Source organism: Actinokineospora sp. UTMC 2448 (genome assembly GCF_024760565.1).
In the GTDB taxonomy this organism is placed as follows: Bacteria; Actinomycetota; Actinomycetes; order Mycobacteriales; family Pseudonocardiaceae; genus Actinokineospora; species Actinokineospora fastidiosa.
Genome location: NZ_CP031087.1, coordinates 2,860,061 through 2,878,112, shown reverse-complemented (window position 1 = coordinate 2,878,112; position 18,052 = coordinate 2,860,061). Strand labels below are relative to the sequence as shown.

The 18,052-nt window shown below is 75.1% G+C and carries 11 protein-coding genes; 4 read left to right on the top strand and 7 right to left on the bottom strand.

Annotation, left to right across the window (positions count from 1 at the left end; all coding sequences use genetic code 11):
* Position 1: 1 nt before the first annotated feature.
* The 4 genes from Actkin_RS13430 to Actkin_RS13415 all read right to left on the bottom strand — a co-directional run bounded on the left by Actkin_RS13430 (position 2) and on the right by Actkin_RS13415 (position 11,306).
* Positions 2-6,148 (bottom strand): type I polyketide synthase, encoded by a 6,147-nt coding sequence (locus Actkin_RS13430; protein ID WP_258907433.1) that lies wholly within the window; start codon positions 6,146-6,148, stop codon positions 2-4.
* Positions 6,145-7,851 (bottom strand): fatty acyl-AMP ligase, encoded by a 1,707-nt coding sequence (locus tag Actkin_RS13425; RefSeq protein WP_258907432.1) that lies wholly within the window; start codon positions 7,849-7,851, stop codon positions 6,145-6,147. Before Actkin_RS13425 ends, Actkin_RS13430 begins: the two co-directional genes overlap by 4 nt.
* Positions 7,852-7,957: 106 nt before the next feature.
* Positions 7,958-9,340 (bottom strand): MFS transporter, encoded by a 1,383-nt coding sequence (locus Actkin_RS13420; RefSeq protein WP_258907431.1) that lies wholly within the window; start codon positions 9,338-9,340, stop codon positions 7,958-7,960.
* Positions 9,341-10,109: 769 nt separating this feature from the next.
* Positions 10,110-11,306 carry a lipase family protein gene (locus Actkin_RS13415; RefSeq protein WP_258907430.1) on the bottom strand — a complete coding sequence of 399 codons (1,197 nt, stop codon included), beginning with the start codon at positions 11,304-11,306 and terminating at the stop codon, positions 10,110-10,112.
* 191 nt (positions 11,307-11,497) lie between these two features.
* Here Actkin_RS13415 and Actkin_RS13410 point away from each other — a divergent pair, with 191 nt between their 5' ends.
* Positions 11,498-12,436, top strand: a complete 939-nt coding sequence (locus Actkin_RS13410) for an ATP-binding cassette domain-containing protein (RefSeq protein WP_189212940.1) — start codon at positions 11,498-11,500, stop codon at positions 12,434-12,436.
* Complete coding sequence (locus Actkin_RS13405; protein WP_258907429.1) at positions 12,433-13,299, top strand: ABC transporter permease; 867 nt, start codon at positions 12,433-12,435, stop codon at positions 13,297-13,299. Before Actkin_RS13410 ends, Actkin_RS13405 begins: the two co-directional genes overlap by 4 nt.
* A gap of 41 nt (positions 13,300-13,340) precedes the next feature.
* On the opposite strand, the gene Actkin_RS13400 is transcribed toward Actkin_RS13405, so the two are convergent.
* Positions 13,341-13,796 carry a universal stress protein gene (locus Actkin_RS13400; RefSeq protein WP_189212938.1) on the bottom strand — a complete coding sequence of 152 codons (456 nt, stop codon included), beginning with the start codon at positions 13,794-13,796 and terminating at the stop codon, positions 13,341-13,343.
* A gap of 12 nt (positions 13,797-13,808) precedes the next feature.
* Positions 13,809-14,420: a hypothetical protein gene (locus tag Actkin_RS13395; protein ID WP_258907428.1), complete on the bottom strand. Its 612-nt coding sequence runs from the start codon at positions 14,418-14,420 to the stop codon at positions 13,809-13,811.
* Between the two features lie 604 nt (positions 14,421-15,024).
* Between Actkin_RS13395 and Actkin_RS13390 the strand changes: the two genes are divergently transcribed.
* Together Actkin_RS13390 and Actkin_RS13385 are read left to right on the top strand one after the other, a co-directional pair.
* Positions 15,025-16,293 carry a PucR family transcriptional regulator gene (locus tag Actkin_RS13390; protein WP_189212936.1) on the top strand — a complete coding sequence of 423 codons (1,269 nt, stop codon included), beginning with the start codon at positions 15,025-15,027 and terminating at the stop codon, positions 16,291-16,293.
* A 168-nt stretch (positions 16,294-16,461) separates the two neighbouring features.
* Positions 16,462-17,730, top strand: a complete 1,269-nt coding sequence (locus Actkin_RS13385) for a PucR family transcriptional regulator (protein ID WP_189212935.1) — start codon at positions 16,462-16,464, stop codon at positions 17,728-17,730.
* A gap of 6 nt (positions 17,731-17,736) precedes the next feature.
* Here Actkin_RS13385 and Actkin_RS13380 read toward each other — a convergent pair whose 3' ends face one another.
* Positions 17,737-18,051: a DMT family transporter gene (locus Actkin_RS13380; RefSeq protein ID WP_258907427.1), complete on the bottom strand. Its 315-nt coding sequence runs from the start codon at positions 18,049-18,051 to the stop codon at positions 17,737-17,739.
* Position 18,052 lies beyond the last annotated feature (1 nt).

Below are 18,052 nucleotides of genomic sequence, written 5' to 3'. Positions count from 1 at the left end.
CTCAGACCTCCACGGCTTCCACCGCGGCGTCGAGCAGGCGGGCGAGCACGCCGACCGCGGGCGGGTCGATCATGGACAGGTGGTCGCCCGGCACCCTGCGGACGGTCAGGTCGGCGCAGAACTCGTCCCAGCCGAGGGTGTCGTCGGTGCGCAGGTAGCGCGGGTCGAGCGTGGTCGTCAGCGGGTGCGGGTCGGTCGCGCGCAGCAGCACGACCGGGCCGCCGTACGGCCGGGGCCGGTACCGCTCCGCGACGCGGGCGTCCACATAGGACGTGTACTGGTGGCGCAGCACCGCGTCGCCGATGCCGGGGATCGCGCCGAGGCGGGCCATCACCCAGCCGATCTGGGCGTCCTCGTCGCGGTCGGCGAGGTCGGCAGGCAGGTCCAGCGGGACGCCGTAGGTGCGCTCGACGTGCTCGGCGAACCGGGCGAAGCGGCCCGCGAGCAGCGCGGCGTCCTCGGCGGCCCCGCCGCGCTCCGGCAGGATGGAGTCGATCAGCACGACCTGCTCGACGGTCTCCCCCATCGCGGTCAGCACGTGCGCGGTCTCGTACGCGAGCACGCCGCCGAAGGACCAGCCGCCGAGCCGGTACGGGCCGCGCGGCTGGATGCCGCGCAGCAGGGCCGCGTACCGCTCCGCCTTCTCCTCCACTGTGGACACGTCGTCGATGCGCTCGAACCCGTGCACGGGGTAGCCGGGCGGCAGCTCGGCCACCAGCGGCTGGTACACCGTGGTCGGTCCACCCGCCGGGTGGAACAGGAACAGCGGTCGACGCCGCCCTTCCGCGCGGAGCGTGTGGACCAGGCCGGAGGTGGGCCGCTCCAGGTCGTCGCGCAGCCGGTCGGCGACGCCCGCGACCGTGTCCAGCTCGGACACCGCGAAGTCCGCGCCCAGGCGCTCGGCCAGCGCGGCGCGGACCGCGGCCAGCGCGGCCGCGTCCCCGCCGAGCGTGGCGAACGCGGTGTGCACGTCGGTCACGGGCGCGCCCAGCGCGTCCGTCCACACGCGGGCCACCCAGCGCTCGGCGGTGTCGCGCGGGCCGATGTCGGCGCGCGGGGTCCGGGCCGCCGGCAGGCCCAGCTCGTCGCCGAGGTGGTCGGCGACGTCGCGCAGGCTCGCGCCGCGCAGCAGCAGCGGGACGGGCAGCACCCGGTCGAAGTCCCGCTGGACAGCGGCGCGCAGGCGCATGGCCATCAGCGAGTCCAGGCCCATCCTGATCAGGGGCGTGGTCGTGTCGACGCGCGCGGGGTCGGCGCCGATGAGCGCGGCGAGGCCGGTGACCAGGCGGTCGAGGACCGCGCCGCGCGGGTCGGGCAGGGCGCGCAGGGCGTCCGGACCGGCCCAGCCGGTGGGCTCGGGTTCCGGCCGGGCGCCCGCGACGGCGGCCAGGAACGGCCTGCGCGCCAGCTCGGGGAACAGGGCGAGGGTGCGCGCGCCGTCGAGGCGGGACACGCCCACGCCGGTGCGGCCGTCGGCGAGGAGCGCGCCGATCGCGGCCAGGCCGTCGGCCGGGTCGAGGTCGGCGAGCGCGGCGTTGGCCCTGGCGTCGGCCGCCGCGCCGCGCCACGCGCCGAAGGCGATGGACAGCGCGGGCAGCCCGGCGGCGCGGCGGCGGGCGGCCAGCGCGTCGACCCAGGCGTTGGCGGCGGCGTAGGCGCCCTGGCCGGGGCTGCCGATCAGGCCCGCGACGGAGGTGAGGGCCAGCCACCAGACGTCCGGGTCGTCGACGGCGTCGTGCAGGCGCAGCGCGCCCTCGGCCTTGGGCCGCCAGACCCGGGCGAGCGCGTCGTCGGTCATGGCCGCCACCGGCTCGTCGGCCAGCACGGCCGCGCCGTGGACGACGCCGCGCAGCGGCACGCCGTCGCGGCGGGCGTGGGCGACGAACCGCTCGGCGACGCCGGGTTCGGCGATGTCGCCGACGACGACCTCGACGCCGGGCACGTCCGGGGCCTGCCGCGCGGTGCGTCCGGCCAGCACGATCCGGGTGGCGCCGCGCTCGGCCAGCCACGCGGCGATGTGGCCGCCGAGCTCGCCGAGGCCGCCGGTGATCAGGTAGGCCCCCGGGCCGACGGGCGGCGGCTGGTCGGGGACGGTCACCGGGGCGAGCCGGGCGCGCAGCCGGGTCCCGTCCCGCCAGGCCACCTCGTCGTCCGGGCGGCCCGCGCGGACCTCGGCCGCGACGGCGGCCGGGCCGGACGCGGCGTCGACGTCGAGCAGGGTGGCGCGCAGCTCGGGGTGCTCGAAGGCCAGCACGCGGACCAGGCCGCGCAGGCAGACCAGGTCGGGGTCGCCGGGCTCGGGCCCGTTGCCGCCCTCGGTGACCAGCCAGAGCCGGGGCGGACGGGCGCGCTCGGCCAGCCGGGCGGCGGCGCGCGCCGCACGCGCGGTCACGTCCCTGCCGTCGCCGGAGAGGGTGAGCACCACGTCGGTGGCGTCCTCGTCGTCCACTGTGGACGCGATGGTCCTCGGGGTGTCCGACCCGACGGGCAGCGGGGCGGGCTCCCAGCGGCACTCCAGCGTGCGCGCGCCGTCCGGGTCGGCGACCGAGGTGACCCGCACCCCGGTCGCGGCGAGCAGGACCGTGCCCGCGTCGTCGAGCAGGTAGACCGCGCCGAGCAGGCCGGAGTCGCCGAGCGCGGCCTCGGCCACGCACCGGGTGCCCATGCGGACGTCGCCGAGCAGCCGGACGCGCCCGAACCCGGTGGGCACGTGCCGTCCGCGCACGCCCGGCAGGCCGAGCGCGGCCGCGCCGATGGCCTGCAGGCAGGCGTCGACCAGGGCGGGATGGGCGGCGTAGGCGCCGTGGCCGCCCGCGGCGTCGGGCAGGGCCACCCGGGCGGCGGCGTAGCCGGGCGCGGCGCGGACCTCCGAGAGCCCCTGGAACGCCGGGCCGTAGTCCTGGCCGATGGCGGCGAACGCGGCGTAGAGGTCGATCGGGGCGAGGGCCGCCGGGGCCGCGGGGGCGCGCACGTCCTCGTCGGTGTCGACGCCGACGTGGCCGGTGGCGTGGGTGACCCAGGCGGCGTCGCTGCCCTTGGCGGAGACGGTGACGCGGCCGTCGCGGGTCAGGCTGGTCGACAGGACGGTGTCCGGGTTCGGGGCGAGGAACTCGGCCAGCGCGAGGTCGGTGACCACGACCCGGTCGGCGCCCGTGGCCTGGCGGCCCGCGGCGATGGCGGCCTCGAGGAACGCGGTGCCGGGCAGCACGCCGACGCCGAAGGCGTGGTGGTCGGGCTGCCAGGGCGGCGGGTTCGCGCCGAGGTCGGCCTGCCAGATGTGCCTGCCGTCGTCGGGGACCTCGACGTGCGCGCCGAGCAGCGGGTGCCCGGCCGGTCCCGCGCTCGGCGGCGCGGTCCAGTGCCGCTCGTGCCGCCAGACCGGGCCGGGCAGGTCCAGCACGGGGGCGTCGGGGTAGCGGGCGAGCAGGGCCGCGGAGTCGCCCGCGACGTGCAGGTCGGCCACCGCGCGGGGCCAGTCGCCGCCGCGGCGCAGCGTGGCGATGACCGCGCCTTCGCCGATGGTCTGCTCGACGGCCGCCGCGGCGATCGGGTGCGGGCTGATCTCCAGGAACGTGCGGTGGCCCGCGGCCGCGGCCGCCTCGACGGCCTGCCGGAAGCGCACCGGGGAGCGCAGGTTGGCCGCCCAGTAGTCGATGTCGAACGCGGGCGGGTCGTCATGGACGCTGCTGAAGCACGGCACGACGGCGGGGGCGGCGGCGAGGCCGTCGAGCGCGGCGCGCAGTTCGCCGAGGAACGGGTCGACGTCCGGGGAGTGGCCCGCGCCGACGACCTTGAGCGGCCGCGCCAGCCTGCCCATGCCCTCGACGTGCGCGACCAGGGCCGCGACACCGTCGCGGTCGCCGCTGACGGTGCACTGGCCCGGCGCGGCGTGCACCGCGATGCCCACGCCCGGGAAGCGCGGGGCGAGGTCGGCGAACTCGGCGTCGGACAGCTCGACCGCGGCCATCGCGCCGCCGTCGAGGCGGGCCAGCAGCGCCGAGCGGGCGGTGACCACGCGCAGGCCCTGCGCCGGGTCGAGCGCGCCCGCGATCACCGCGGCGGCGACCTCGCCGACGGAGTGGCCGAGCACGGCGGCCGGGTGCACGTCGTGGGCCTGCCACAGCCGGGCCAGCGCGAGCTGCATGCCGAACAGCGCGGGCGCGGCGACGGTCAGGTCCGGCAGGGCGTCGGCGTCGCCGTCCGCGCTCAGCACGTCGAGCAGCGAGAAACCGGCGTCGGCCTGGAACAGCGGGTCGAGGTCGGCGACGGCCTCGGCGAAGGCGGGCTCGCCGGCCAGCAGCTTCGCGCCCATGCCGGGCCAGGACGAGCCGAAGCCGGAGAAGACGAACACCGGGCCCGCGAGGTCCACGGCGGCGGTCCGGACGTCGGCGACGGCCCGCAGCCCGGCGACCGCCTCGGCCCGGTCGGCGGCCACGACGGCGGCCCGCGCGGGCAGGTGGTCGCGGCGGGCGGCGAGCACGGCGGCGACGTCGGCCACCGGCGCGTCGGCGGTCTCCAGCCAGTCGGCCAGCACCGCGGCCCGCTCGCGCACCGCCGCGGCGTCCGGCCCGGACACGGCCAGGATCTCAGGAAGTCCACTGTCGACCGTGGGGGCGGCGGGCAGCGCGGGCCACTCCTCCACGATCACGTGCGCGTTGGTGCCGCCGAAGCCGAACGCGGACACGCCAGCGCAGGCCAGGCCGGAGTAGCGGGGCCAGTCCCGGCCCTCGTCGACGACCCGGAGCCCGAGCCCGTCGAAGTCGATGTGCGGGTTGGGCCGGGTGAAGTGCAGGCTGGCGGGCAGCCTGCCGTGCGCCATGGCGAGCACGACCTTGATCAGGCCCGCGATGCCGGACGCCGCCTCGAGGTGGCCGAGGTTGGACTTGACCGAGCCGAGCAGCAGCGGCCGGTCCCGGTCGCGGCCCGCGCCGAGCACGGCGCCCAGCGCGCCCGCCTCGATCGGGTCGCCGAGCAGCGTGCCGGTGCCGTGCGCCTCGACGTAGTCCACGGTGCCCGGGTCGACGCCCGCCTCGGGGTAGACGTCGGCCAGCAGCGCGGCCTGGGCGGCGGGGTTGGGGGCGAGCAGGCCGTTGGAGCGGCCGTCGGAGTTGACCGCGCTGCCGCGCAGGACGGCGAGCACGCGGTCGCCCGCGGCGCGCGCGTCGGACAGGCGGCGCAGCACGACGACGCCGCAGCCCTCGGCGCGGGCGATCCCGTCGGCGGCCGCGTCGAACGCCTTGCACCGCCCGTCGGCGGCCAGCGCGCCCGCGCGCTGGAACCCGGCCGTGATGCCGGGGGTGAGCAACACGTTGACCCCGCCGGCGAGCGCGAGGTCGGCCTCGCCGGAGCGCAGCGCGGCGATCGCGGTGTGCACGGCGACCAGCGACGACGAGCACGCGGTGTCGATCACCTGGCTGGGGCCGCGCAGGTCGAGCAGATAGGACAGGCGGTTGGCCACGACCGACGCGGCAGCGCCCGAGCTGGCCCACGCCTCGGCGGCGGCCGGGTCGGCGAGGGTGAACGTGCCGTACTCGGTGGAGGACACTCCCATGTAGACGCCGGTGCGGCTGCCGCGCAGCGTGCTCGGCGCGATGCCCGCGTGCTCCAGCGCCGCCCACGCCACCTCCAGCGTGATGCGCTGCTGGGGGTCCATGACGGCGGCCTCGCGCGGGGTGATGCCGAAGAAGCCCGCGTCGAAGCCCGCGACGTCGTCGAGCCAGCCGCCGTGGACCGGCAGCCCGGCGAGCACGTGCTCGGGGGCGGTCCACCGGCCGTCCGGGCGGGCGCCGATCGCGTCGGCGGCGTCGTCCAGCAGGCGCCAGAAGTCGGCCGGGCCCTCGACGCCGCCGGGCAGCCTGCAGCCGATGCCGACGACCGCGATGGGCTCGGTGGGGGCCGCCGAGACGCGCTCGACGGGCGCGGCGCCGGACTCGGCGGTGACCGCGGCGGCCAGGGCGGAGATCGTCGGGTGCTGGTAGGCCAGGGTCGGCGCGAGCGGGGCGCCCACGCGGTCGCCCAGCTCGGCGACGAGGCGGACCATGTCGCGGGAGGACAACCCGTACTCGTGCAGCGGGCGGTCGGGGCGCACGTCGGTCACCCCGGTGGTCTCGGTGACCCAGGCGGTCAGCCACGCCGTGATGTCGTTCATGCCGTGGCCACGGCGTCGAGGGCGCCCGCGAGGTAGCGGTCGCGGCAGGCGGTGCGCGAGATCTTGCCGCTGGACGTGCGGGGAAGGGAGTCGGGGGGCACCAGGACCACGTCGCGGAGTGGCAGCCCGTGGCGGCGGGCGACGGCGGCGCGGACGGCGGCCACCACCGCGTCGGTGTCGTGCTCGGCAGCGTTCTTCGCCCACTCGGCCAGCACGACGGCGCTCTCCCCCTCCGGGCCCGTCACGGCGAACGCGGCGGCGTTGCGCGGGCGGATGGCGGCGTGCGCGGTCTCGGCGGTGCGCTCGACGTCGTGCGGGTAGTGGTTGCGCCCGTCGACGACGATGAGGTCCTTGATCCGGCCGGTGATGTGGAGCTCGTCGCCCACGACGACGCCGAGGTCGCCGGTCGCCAGCCACCGGCCGTCGCCGTCGAGCTCGTTGTCGAACGCGGCAGCGGTCTCCAGCGGCCTGCCCCAGTAGCCCGCGGCGACGTTCGGGCCGCTGACCCAGATCTCGCCGACCCGGCCCGGCGGGCAGGGGCGGCGGGTGGCCGGGTCGACGACCTCGACCCGCTGGCCGATCGGGACGCCGCACGCGACGACCCGCATGGGGTCGGCGGTGTCCGGCCCGGCCTCGACGGCGCGCCCGGCGGCGAGCGCGGCGCGGTCGAACGAGCGGACGGTCGGGCTGTCGGCCGCGGTGACGAACACGGTCGCCTCGGCCAGGCCGTAGGAGGGGCGGTGGACGTTCGGGCGCAGGCCGCAGAGCGCGAACGCGGCCCGGAAGCGCTCGATCGCGTTCTCCTGCACCGGCTCGCTGCCGTCGATGAGGGCGAGCACGCCGTCCAGGCGCAGCCGGGCCTTCTCCCAGTCGTTGACCCGGGAGGCGCAGTAGGCGTAGGCGAAGCTGGGGGCCGCGGAGATCGAGCCGGGGTTGGCCGACAGGGCGCGCAGCCAGCGCTCCGGGCGCTCGATGAAGGCCAGCGGGTCCATCAGGACGGTGCGCAGGCCGTTCAGCAGCGGGGCGGCCACGGAGAGCATCAGGCCCATGTCGTGGAACAGCGGCAGCCAGCTCACCGTGACGGTCCCCTGCACCGCGCGGTAGGCGGTGACGGCCTGCTGGGCGTTGGCGACGACGTTCGCGTGGGTGACCATCACGCCGCGCGGATTGCCGGTGGAGCCGGAGGTGTACTGCAGGTACGCGACGGCGTCGGGGTCGAGCCGGACGGGGTCGAAGTGCGGGCCGATCGCGGCGGGCAGTGTGTCGACGCAGATGACGCGGTCGTCGGGCAGGCGGTTCGCGCGCAGGAACGCGGTGACGCCGTCGACATTGTCCTGTGTGGTCAGTACCGTGCGGGCGCCGCAGTCGCGCAGCGAGGAGGCGAGGCGGTCGGCGTGGCCGGGCAGGTCCGGGGTGAACAGCGGCACCGCGACCACCCCGGCGCGCAGCGCGCCGAGGAACGCCACGAGGTAGTCCGGGGTCTGCCCGGCCAGGATCGCCACCGGCTCGCCCGGGGCGACGCGGCGCTGCAGCCAGGCGGCGACGGCGCGGGCGCGCTCGTCGTAGGCGCGCCAGGTCATCGGCGTCCGGGCGCCGCCGGAATGGGTGCGGAAGTCCCAGTGGTCCACGGCAACCGCGTCGGGCAGCCGGGCGGCCCACGCGCCCAGCAGCGCGGGGAGGTCGTGCAGGGTCGGTGAACTCATCTGCTCTGTCCTTCACCCCGGAAATGAAAGAAAACACACCACCGTTTTTTCGGCGAATTCGGAACGTCACGTTAATTGTCACGCCGGGGACGCGTCAACGACGCGCTCATGCGGTCGATTGCGCGGGCGTCGATTTGTCAGCCTGATGAGCTGAATTCCGCGATGGCTTGTCGAGCGGACACAAGGTCCACACCAGCGCCGCGGCGGCCAATTGCCCGGCAGCGGCGGCCGCCAGCGCCCAGGTGTAGCCGGAGACCAGGTCGGCGGCCGCGACGACCAGCGCGATCAGCGCGACGCCCAGCGCGCCAGCGAACTCCCGGGCCGCGCCGAGCAGCCCGGACACCGCGCCCGCCGCCCGCTCCCCCGCCGCGTCCAGCGCGAGGGTGGTGAGCGGGACGGTGGCCGCTGAGCCGATGCCGATCAGGACCAGGCCGGGCATCCGGGGCCACAGCAGCGGGATGTGGTCGACGGCGGCGATGGCGACCAGGCCAGCGGCGACGACGGCCAGCCCGCCCGCGGCCACGGCGGCCTGGCCGTGGGCCCGGGACAGCCGGGGGACGAACGGCGCGGTGAGGATGAGCGCGCCCGCGACCGCGACCAGCGGCAGCGCGGCCTCGGCGGGGCCCAGGCCGAGCCAGCGCTGGTGCACCAGCGGGGTCACCACGGACACGCCGGTCACCCCCAATCCCCAGAGCGCTTGGGCGACGACGGTGACGCGCACGGTGCGGCTGGCGAGGAGCTCACGGGGCAGGATCGGCGCGTGGCGCTCCCGCACGGCGAACGCCGCGGCGGCGGCGAGTCCCAGCGCGACGAGCGGCCCGGCGACGGCGTGGCCGTCGGCCAGGACGAGCAGCCCGCCGGTCAGCAACGCCATCGCGGCGGCGGCCAGCCCGCCCCCGAGAACCCCGACCCGCCCCGGCCGCGGCGGCGGCGCGGGCTCGGGCAGCACGGCGACGCCGAGCGCGATGATGGGCAGGAATCCCCAGAACACCCAGGTCCAGTGCAGGTGCTCGGCGGTCAGCCCACCCAGCGCGGGCCCACCCGCGAGCGCGGCGGCGAGGCACACCGCCCACAGCGCCGCACCCTTCGGCCGGTCGTGGTCGCTCAGCCGGGTCCGGATGACGCCGAGCGCGGCAGGCACCAACAACGCCGCCGCCGCCCCCTGCGCCGCCCGTCCACCGAGCAGGACCCCAACCCCGAACCGCGCACCGAGCGCGGCGAGCACGGTCCCCGCGGCGAACCCGAACAGCCCCAACCGCAACGCCCTGCGCTCCCCCACCCGATCGACGAACGCCCCCGCGGAGAGCAGCAACCCGGCAAAGGGAACCAGATAGGCAGCCGTGATCGCCTGCGTCGCGGCAAGCCCCAACCCGAGATCACCCCCAATAGACGGCGCCGCCGCAGCCACGACGGTGTTGTCCGCCGCGGTGAGAAACGCGACCCCGCCCGCAGTGGCGAACACCCGGGCGCGCGCCGACAACCCCCTCACGTCACACCCCGACCACCACTCGGCGGCAACCGGCTACCAAACCCCGCTCCGGGCGCCCCTTCCTCACACGCCCCTCCACCCGAACCGTCCGGCCCGACGGAGAAGCCCAGCCGCGATCCCTCTCGCCGCCCCAGGCCCCCACCATCCGACCCCGGGCGCCCTACCTCACGTGCCCGTCCACCCAAAGCCCCCGACCAGACAGCGAAACCCAGCCGCGATCCCCCTCGCCGCCGCAAGCTCCAGACCCACCGCCCAACACCCGACCCCAGCCACCCAACCTCACACGCCCCTCCACCCGAAGCCCCTGGCCAGCCAGCGAAACCCAGCCGTGTTCCCTCTCGCCGCCCTAGGTCCCAAGCCCACCGCCCACCACCCGACCCAAGCCGCCCAACCTCGCGTGCCACGCCGTCCCGGGCTGGGTCGGCGCCGACTCCCCGTCCCGGCCGCACGTGCGTTCGCACCCGTCGGTCCCAGGGCCGCAACGCAGCACCGAGCCCCAGCCTGAGCCGACCGACGCCCAGCGAGCGAAGGCACCGGGCCCGGCGCCCGTCGCCGAAGCAGGGTCCGGGACGTCCTTTCTCGCGCAACCCTCCGCTCGAGGACCGCGGTTCGTTCTGTCCCGATGGCGTCCGAGTGGGGCTCGCGGGGGCGTGGTGGCGGTGGGCGAGCAGGTTTGCGAGGGCCGCCGTGATCGGGCGGGGCCATGCCGACGCGACCACCCCCGCCGCGCCGGTGACGCGGCAGGGGGTGGTCGTCGTGGGGGTGGGCATCAGCAGTTCGACGGGGCCGGTTTGCCTGCGAAGCGGTCCTCCAGGAAGCGGACGGCGTCGGAGCGGCCTGCGAGGAAGACCGTCAGGTGTTCGCCGAAGTACTCCCGCCACTGGACCCGTGCGCCCGCGCCGCAGTACGCCTGGCGCAGGGCCTTGGCCTGGGAGAACGGCACCAGCTGGTCACCCGTGGCGTGGTAGAGGAAGATCGGCATCTCCGGGGCGTCCGCGCCTGCCTTGTTCTCGTTCAGGCGGGCCTTCCACTGCGGGGTGTCCAGCGGGTTGCTGGTCGTGTAGTCGGTGATCTTCTTCCCCGCGTACAGCATCATCTGGGCCACGCACTTGTCGTGGCGGGCGTCGTACTCGCGCTTGCCAGCCTCGTTGAGGTAGCCGGGCAGGTCGAGTTCCGGGTAGGCGGCGTTCATGCCGACCGCGGCGGCCAGCATCAGGCCGAAGCCCAGGCCGCCGTCGAGCTGCTTGGACACCTCGATCAGGTCGGCGGGCACGCCGCCCGCCGCGACGCCGACCACGTTCAACTCGGGGGCGTAGTCGTCGGCGAGCTGGGCCGCCCACGCGGCCGCGCCGCCGCCCTGGGAGTAGCCCGCGATGCCGACCTCGCCGCCAGCGGCCAGGCCCAGCGCCGGGATGCGGGTCGCGGCGCGGACCGCGTCGAGCACGGCCGGGCCCTCGGAGCGGCCGACGACATAGGTGTGGTCGCCGGGCGTGCCCAGGCCCTCGTAGTCGGTGACCGCGACCGCCCAGCCCTTGGCGAGCAGCTCGCTGACCATCATCTGCTCGTACTCCACCCCGGACCGGAACGCCCGGGACGGCGCGCAGTTGTCGCCCAGGCCCTGCGTGCCGGGCGCGAGCGAGACGATCGGGCGGACGCCGCCGACCGGGCGGTTGGGCACGAACACCGTGCCGGACACCGCGACCTGCCGCCCGGTGGCGTTGGTCGAGCGGTACAGCACCAGGTACGACTTCGCGCCGCTCAGGCCGCCGATCGGCGTGCTGACCTCGCGGTAGTGGATCGGGTCGCCCGCGGCGCCCGGCGGCAGCGGGTTCGGGGCGAGGTAGAAGGCGTCGCCGTCGGGGCCGACCGGCACCTCGGCTGCGGCCGCCTGGCCCATCGGCCAGACCAGGACTGCTGTCGTCGCGGCCGCGACGGCGGCGACGAGTGCGCGGCGGAGCAGGGACATGTCCGGCACGGTAACCACGCCCATTCCGCGGTGTCGACGTTCGCCGCGCAATTGCGGAACGAAATACCATCGGCGATCCCCCGCTTTGTCATAGCCGAGCACAAAAATGCCGTGCGGAAAACTTGTCACCGCCGTATGAATACCGCGATGAATACTGTGCCGGGACTGGTCGCGCCGGTATCGTCGCGGCCATGCCCCGGCCCCGCATCGAGGTGACCCGGCTCGGCAAGGCCTACGGTCCGGTGGCGGCGCTCACCGATGTCTCCCTGACCGCGGCCCCGGGCGCGGTCCTCGGCGTCCTCGGCCACAACGGCGCGGGCAAGACGACGCTCATCGACATCCTCGCCACCCGCGCCCTGCCCACCTCCGGCACCGCCCGCGTGTGCGGGTACGACGTCACCCGCTCCGGCCACCAGGTGCGCAGGCACATCGGGCTGACCAGCCAGTACGCCTGCGTCGACGAGGCCGTGTCCGGCCGGGCGAACCTGGTGCTGCTGGCCCGGCTGCTCGGCGCGACCCGCAAGCAGGCCCGCGACCGCGCCGACGAGCTGCTGACCGCGTTCGGCCTCACCGACGCCGCCGACCGCAAGGCGGGCACCTACTCCGGGGGCATGCGCCGCCGCCTCGACCTCGCCGCCAGCCTCGTCGGCCGCCCGGACGTCCTCTTCCTCGACGAGCCGTCCACCGGCCTCGACCCGGTCAGCCGCGCGGGACTGTGGGCGCTGGTGGCGGGCCTGGTCGCCGACGGCACCACCGTCGTGCTGACCACGCAGTACCTGGAGGAGGCCGACAAGCTCGCCGACGAGGTCGTCGTGCTGGCGGGCGGGCACGTGGTCGCCGCGGGCACGCCCACCGCGCTCAAGGCCGGGATCGGGCAGCGCGCCGCCGCCGTCCGCCTCGCCGACGAGCGCGCCGTGCGCCACGCCCTCGGGGTGCTGGCCTACGCGGGCATCCGGGCCACGCCCGACCCGGTCGAGCCGATCCTGCGGGTCGCGCTCGCCGAACCCGGGCACGTCACCGCCGTCGTCCGCGCGCTCGACGCGGCGGGCCCGGACATCGTCGACTTCACCGTCACCGAACCCACGCTGGACGACGTGTACCTGGCCCTGCACCACGCGAGCAAGTCATGAGCCGCCACGCCGCTCCCCGCCGGGCGCGCTCGGCGGAGCCGGAGACCGTGCGCTTCCGCGCCATCGCGCCGAACCGGCCGGGTCGCTGGCGGCCCGCGACGCCGCTGCGCCAGGTGTCCGTCCTCACCGGACGGTCGCTCCGGCTGGCCTTCAGCGACCGCAAGATCGTGTTCTTCGGCCTGCTGCAGCCGGTCGTGCTGCTGCTGTTGTTCAGCCAGGTGTTCAGCGGCATCGGCACGCTGCCGGGCGTCGCGGAGTACAACGGCTACATCAACTACCTGCTGCCCGCCACCCTCGTCACCATCGCGCTGACGACGGCCGTGGGCGCGGGCGTCGGGCTGCTGACCGAGGTCTTCACCGGGTTCATCGGCCGCCTGCGGGCGATGCCGCTGACGCTGGGCGCGGTGCTCGTCGCCCGCACCGTCGCCGATTCCGCCCGGCTGGCGCTGAACCTGCTGGTGGCCATCGTCATCTCCGTTCCGGTGCTGGGGTTCCGGCCGGGCAGCGTGATCGGCCTGCTGCTGGGGCTGCTGCTGACCATCGTCGTCGGCTGGGGCCTGAGCTGGCTGTTCATCGCGATCGCCTGCTGGGCGCCGAAGCCGGAGGCGATGCAGGCGGTGTCGTTCATCGTCATGGTGCCGCTGATGTTCGGCTCCAGCGCGTACCTGCCGCTGGAGGCCATGCCCTCCTGGGTGCGGTGGTTCAGCAGCGTCAACCCGGTCACCTACGCCGTCGACGCCGTCCGCGCGCTCTCCCTGGACCGGCCAGCGGGCTGGTCGCCCGCGCTGGCGCTCGCCCTGGCCGCCGCCGCGGCCGTCGGCGGCGGTGTCTGGGCCTTCCACGGCTTCCGCCGGGCACGCTGAAGCCCCGGTCCCGCACGGGAACCGGGGCTTCGGCGGCTTGATCAGCCGGTGGTGTGGACGATCAGGATGTCCACCCGGGACTTGCGGGCCGCCTCGCCGGGCACGGAGCCCAGCACCCGGCCCGCGAGGGTGTTGAGGCCGCGGTTGCCGACCACCAGCAGGTCGGCGTCGTGGTCGCGGACCACCCGGCGCAGCACCGACACCGGCGAGCCCTCGGCCGCGACCGTGCGCACGTCGGCGGCGCCCGCCTTGAGCGCCACCTCGGCGGCCGTGCGGACGGTCTCCTCGGCCGGGCTGGCACCCACCACCTGGTAGCCGACGTCGTCGCCGAGGCGGTCCACGGCCCGGTCGACCGCGCGCTGGTCGGCGGTCTCGTACGCGCAGGCGACCACCAGGACGGCCGCGGTGTCGCGGGCCACCTCGGCGGCCCGCTCGACCGCGCGCAGCGACGAGCGGGAGCCGTCGGTGCCGACGACGATGGTGCGGTAAACGGGCATGGCGGTCTCCACTCAGACGCCCTCGACGCGCCTGCAGGCCGGGGCCTGCGCGAAGGCGTCCTTGAGCTCGGGGTTGGCCTTGAGGTCGGTGGTCGGCCCCTCGGTGGTGTTCAGGCCCTCCAGCTCAGGGCCGATCTCCGCCAGCGCGGTCTGGAAGGCGACGGGGTCGCTCGCCTCGACCGAGGACAGCTTCTCGCGGGCGTTGGACAGCGCGCCGCGCAGGTCGTCGATGCGGGTCAGGGCGGCGTCCACGGCGGCGGCGCCGTCGTCGACCGGCGGCTCGCCCGCGGCGCTGATGCCCGCGCTGAGCTCGCCGAGGGTGTCGGAGATCCGCTGCAGGTAGTCCAGCATCGCCTGCTTGGTCTTCGCCGGGTCGTTCGGGTCGACCGCGGGGAACTCGGAGAGCTTCTTGCCGCCCTGCTCCACCGCGGTGCACACCTGCTCCGCCCACGCCACGGCCGGGTCGCTGAGGTCGGCGGGCGGCGCCTGGGTCTGCCCGGTGGCGTCCGCGGCGGCGCCGGGGGCAGGGATCTGCGGCGGGGCCTCCGGATCGGAGTTGCAGCCGCCCGCGAACGCGACGACGGCGACCGCGGAAACCGCGGCGGCGACCAAACGAGGCTTCATGAATTCTTCCCTCACGACTGCTTGGCGAATTGCGCGGCGGGCCCGAATAGGGGCTCCCGAGTCCGATGACCTGCCGACCGCGGCGATCTGGCCGAAACCTTACTGACACACAGACGACCCGAGCAAGAACCCGGTCGGCGCAACCGCGCCGGACCGCCCGTTTTATCAGACGCGCACAGTCCCTCCGTCGGCGTTTTGTGTGTTCCCCCAGTCACCGGCATGACGGAACCGGCTGATAGCTGGTCAAAGACCCACCTGACGTGCTGTTCCACACCCGCCCGGCGATCATGGCCGACACAACTGCGCGCCCCGGGCCGACGCCGGGCGGGCGGAGTTTGTCATGGACGCGCAAAATCCGAACGGCGAACTCCGCCCTTTTCCGCAAAACCCCGATCTTCGGTGTCACCCGTTCGGGTGTCCGCAGCGTCACGTAACACGGGCATTTGACACGCCGCCCGCGCCGAACTTATGGTCGTCGTCACAAATTGTTACGATCGGCGGCGAGCCGAACCCGAAAGAATTCGCGCCAAGCGAGCGCGCCAGCGACAAAGGGGACGATATGGCGATTCACCTGGGCAGCCGACCCCCTTCCCCCCGACCCGGCATGGGACGAGGCCCGGTCGCCGCGCCGAGGCCGCGCACGGGCAGGCAGGACGACCAGGCGACGATGCTGTGGGCGTCGCTGCCGCGCGATCTGGGGTCCCGGTTCCGCCCGATGGTCGGGCAGCTCACCCAGGACATGATCCGCGAGATCCAGCGCGCGGTCCCCGCCTACGCCCAGCCGCTGGAGGGCCACTTCGGCGCGATCATGGTCGCGGGCGTCGAGCAGGCGATCATGCGGATCATGGACACCATCGGCGTCGGCGGCTCCCCGGACGAGAACTGGGCCAACGTCTTCCGCCAGCTGGGCAGGGTGGAGTTCAGCGAGGGCCGCAGCCTCGACAGCCTGCAGACGGCGTACCGGGTGGGCGGCCGGGTGGCGTGGCGGCACGTCGCGGCGTGGGGCCAGGCGCAGAAGCTGCCGACGGCGACGCTGACCATCGCCGCCGAGGCCATCTTCGCCTACGTCGACGAGATCTCGAAGCTGTCGATCGAGGGCTACACCGCCGCGCAGGCGCAGTCGGCCGGGATGATCGAGCGCTGTCGCCGCAGACTGGTGGAACTGCTGCTCAGCGACCCGCCCGCGTCGCCGACGTCGATCACGAAGCTGGCCGCGACGGCCCGCTGGCGGGTGCCGGAGACGGTGGCCGTCGTGGTGGTCGAGCCCGCGCCGGACGGCGAGCACGACGACCTCAGCACCGCGGGCCTGCCCGAGGAGGTGCTGGCCGACTTCGACGGCGACCTGCCGTGCCTGGTGCTGCCCGACCCGCAGCGGCAGATGCGCACCGTCCGCGAGCACCTGGGCGGCAGGCGCGCCTGCGTCGGGCCGGTGGTCGGCCTGCGCGACGCGGCCACCTCGCTGCGCTGGGCGCGCCGGGCGATGAACCTGGTGCGGCGCGACATCATCGGCGACGGCCCGGTCACCTGGTGCCGCGACCACCTGTCGACGCTCTGGCTGCTGGCCGACGAGTTCCTGGTGCGCGAGTTGCTCAACCGCACGCTGGCCCCGCTGGCCGACCTCACCGTCAAGCAGCGGGCGCGCACCGCGGAGACGCTGCTGGCGTGGCTGGAGAGCCGCGGCAGCGCGCCGGAGATCGCCGAGCGATTGCGCATCCACCCACAAACCGTGCGCTATCGCATGCGTCAGGTGGAGAAGCTTTTCGGCGATCAGCTGACCGACCCGGACTCCCGGCTCGACCTGGAGATCGCGCTGCGCGCCCACCGTCTGCTGTGGACGTCCGAAGGCGACGAAAAAGGCCGGGCGGCCGGATAGCCGCCGATGCGCCGCGGCGGTGAATCGCCGCGGCGCGGGTTGTGTTCCGGTGACAATTACCGGCGGCCTGCCGGGTGAATCGGGGAATTGTTCCTCGGAATGTTTGACCAGCCCCCGACCTGCCGCGCTAGATTCGGCGACCAGTTCGCGATCGCGGAGGTGGCACTGGTGCCGGAAGAATCGGGGGAGCCGACCGGATTCCCGCTGCGCATCGCGTTCGACTCGCTGCTCGCGCCGGGCCGCGCCGACGCCGGGCACGGGGCGAACCTGTGGTCGCTACTGCCCAGGGAGCTGGCCCCGCTGCTGCGCCCGAGCATCCCCCGCCTGGTCGCCGAGATCCGCGGCGAGCTGAACCAGGCGATCCCCGCGTTCGCCCGCAACCCCGACGGCGTCGTCGGACGCGCGGTGACCGAGGGCATCCAGCAGGCGCTGACCCAGTTCGTCGACCGGCTGGAGGACCCGAGCAGCGCCCGGGACGAACGCCGCCAGGTGTTCCGCGACATGGGCCGCCACGAGATCTACAACGGCCCGATCCTGGACGTGCTGCAGACGGCGTATCGGATCGGCGCGCGGGTGGCGTGGCGGCGGATCGCGGCGGCGGGCGAGGCGGCGGGGGTGTCCAGCGCGACGCTGTGCCTGCTGGCGGAGGCGATCTTCGCCTACATCGACGAGCTGTCGGCGCTGTCCATCGAGGGCCACGCCTCTGCGCGGGCGCGCGAGGTCGGCGCGCTGGAACGGCGGCGGCGACAGCTCCTGCAGGCGCTCATCGCCCCCGGCGGCGGCCCCGGCCGTCCGCTGGGGCACCTGGCGGAGGCGGCGCGCTGGCCGCTGCCGGAGCGGGTGCGGGCCATCGCCGTGCGCCCCCGGGACTCCGACGCCGACCTGCCCGTCACCAACCTGGACTCCCGCTACCTGGTCGATCTGGAGTCGGCCGACCCGTGCCTGGTGCTGAGCGAGGAGTTCCGGCCCCTGCTGGCGGAACTGCCCGCCGAGCTGCCCGGCTGGCAGGCGGCAGTCGGCCCCGCCGTCCCGGTCGTCGAGTGCGCGCAGTCGCTGCGCTGGGCGCGGCGCACGCTGGCCCTGGTCGCCGAGGGCACCCTGGCGGACGGCTCGCCGACCTGGTTCGACCGCAGCATGTCGGTCCTCTGGCTGCTCAACGACCCGTTCCTGGTGCGGGAGATTGGCGCGAAGGCCCTGGCGCCGATGGCGGAACTGACGGGCAAGCAGCGCGACAAGCTGGGCGAGACCCTGCTGGTCTGGTTGGAGACCCGCCGCAGCGCGCCGGAGATCGCGGCCCTGTTGGACGTCCACCCGCAGACGGTCCGCTATCGCCTGCGCCAATTGGAACGCCTCTTCGGACCCGGCCTGACCGATCCCAACCAACGCTTCGACATCGAGGTCGCCCTGCGCGCGGAACGCGCGTTGCGCGGCGGGTGAAGGGTGTCAGTGGAGGATCTTCAATCCCACCACGCACGCCACGATCCCGACCAGGAGAAGGATCCTGGCCAGGGAGACGGCCTCCGCGCCGGACCACATGCCGTACGCGACGGTGAGCGCGGCGCCGATGCCCACCCACACCGCGTAGGACGTGCCGACCGGCAGCTCCCGCATGGCGTAGGCGAGCCCGGCCATGCTCAGGACCAGCGAGACCCCGAACACCACCGACGGCGCCAGCCGGGTGAAACCCTCCGACTTGCCCAACGCCGTGGCCCACACGGCTTCCAGGACACCTGAGACGATCAGGACGAGCCAGGACACG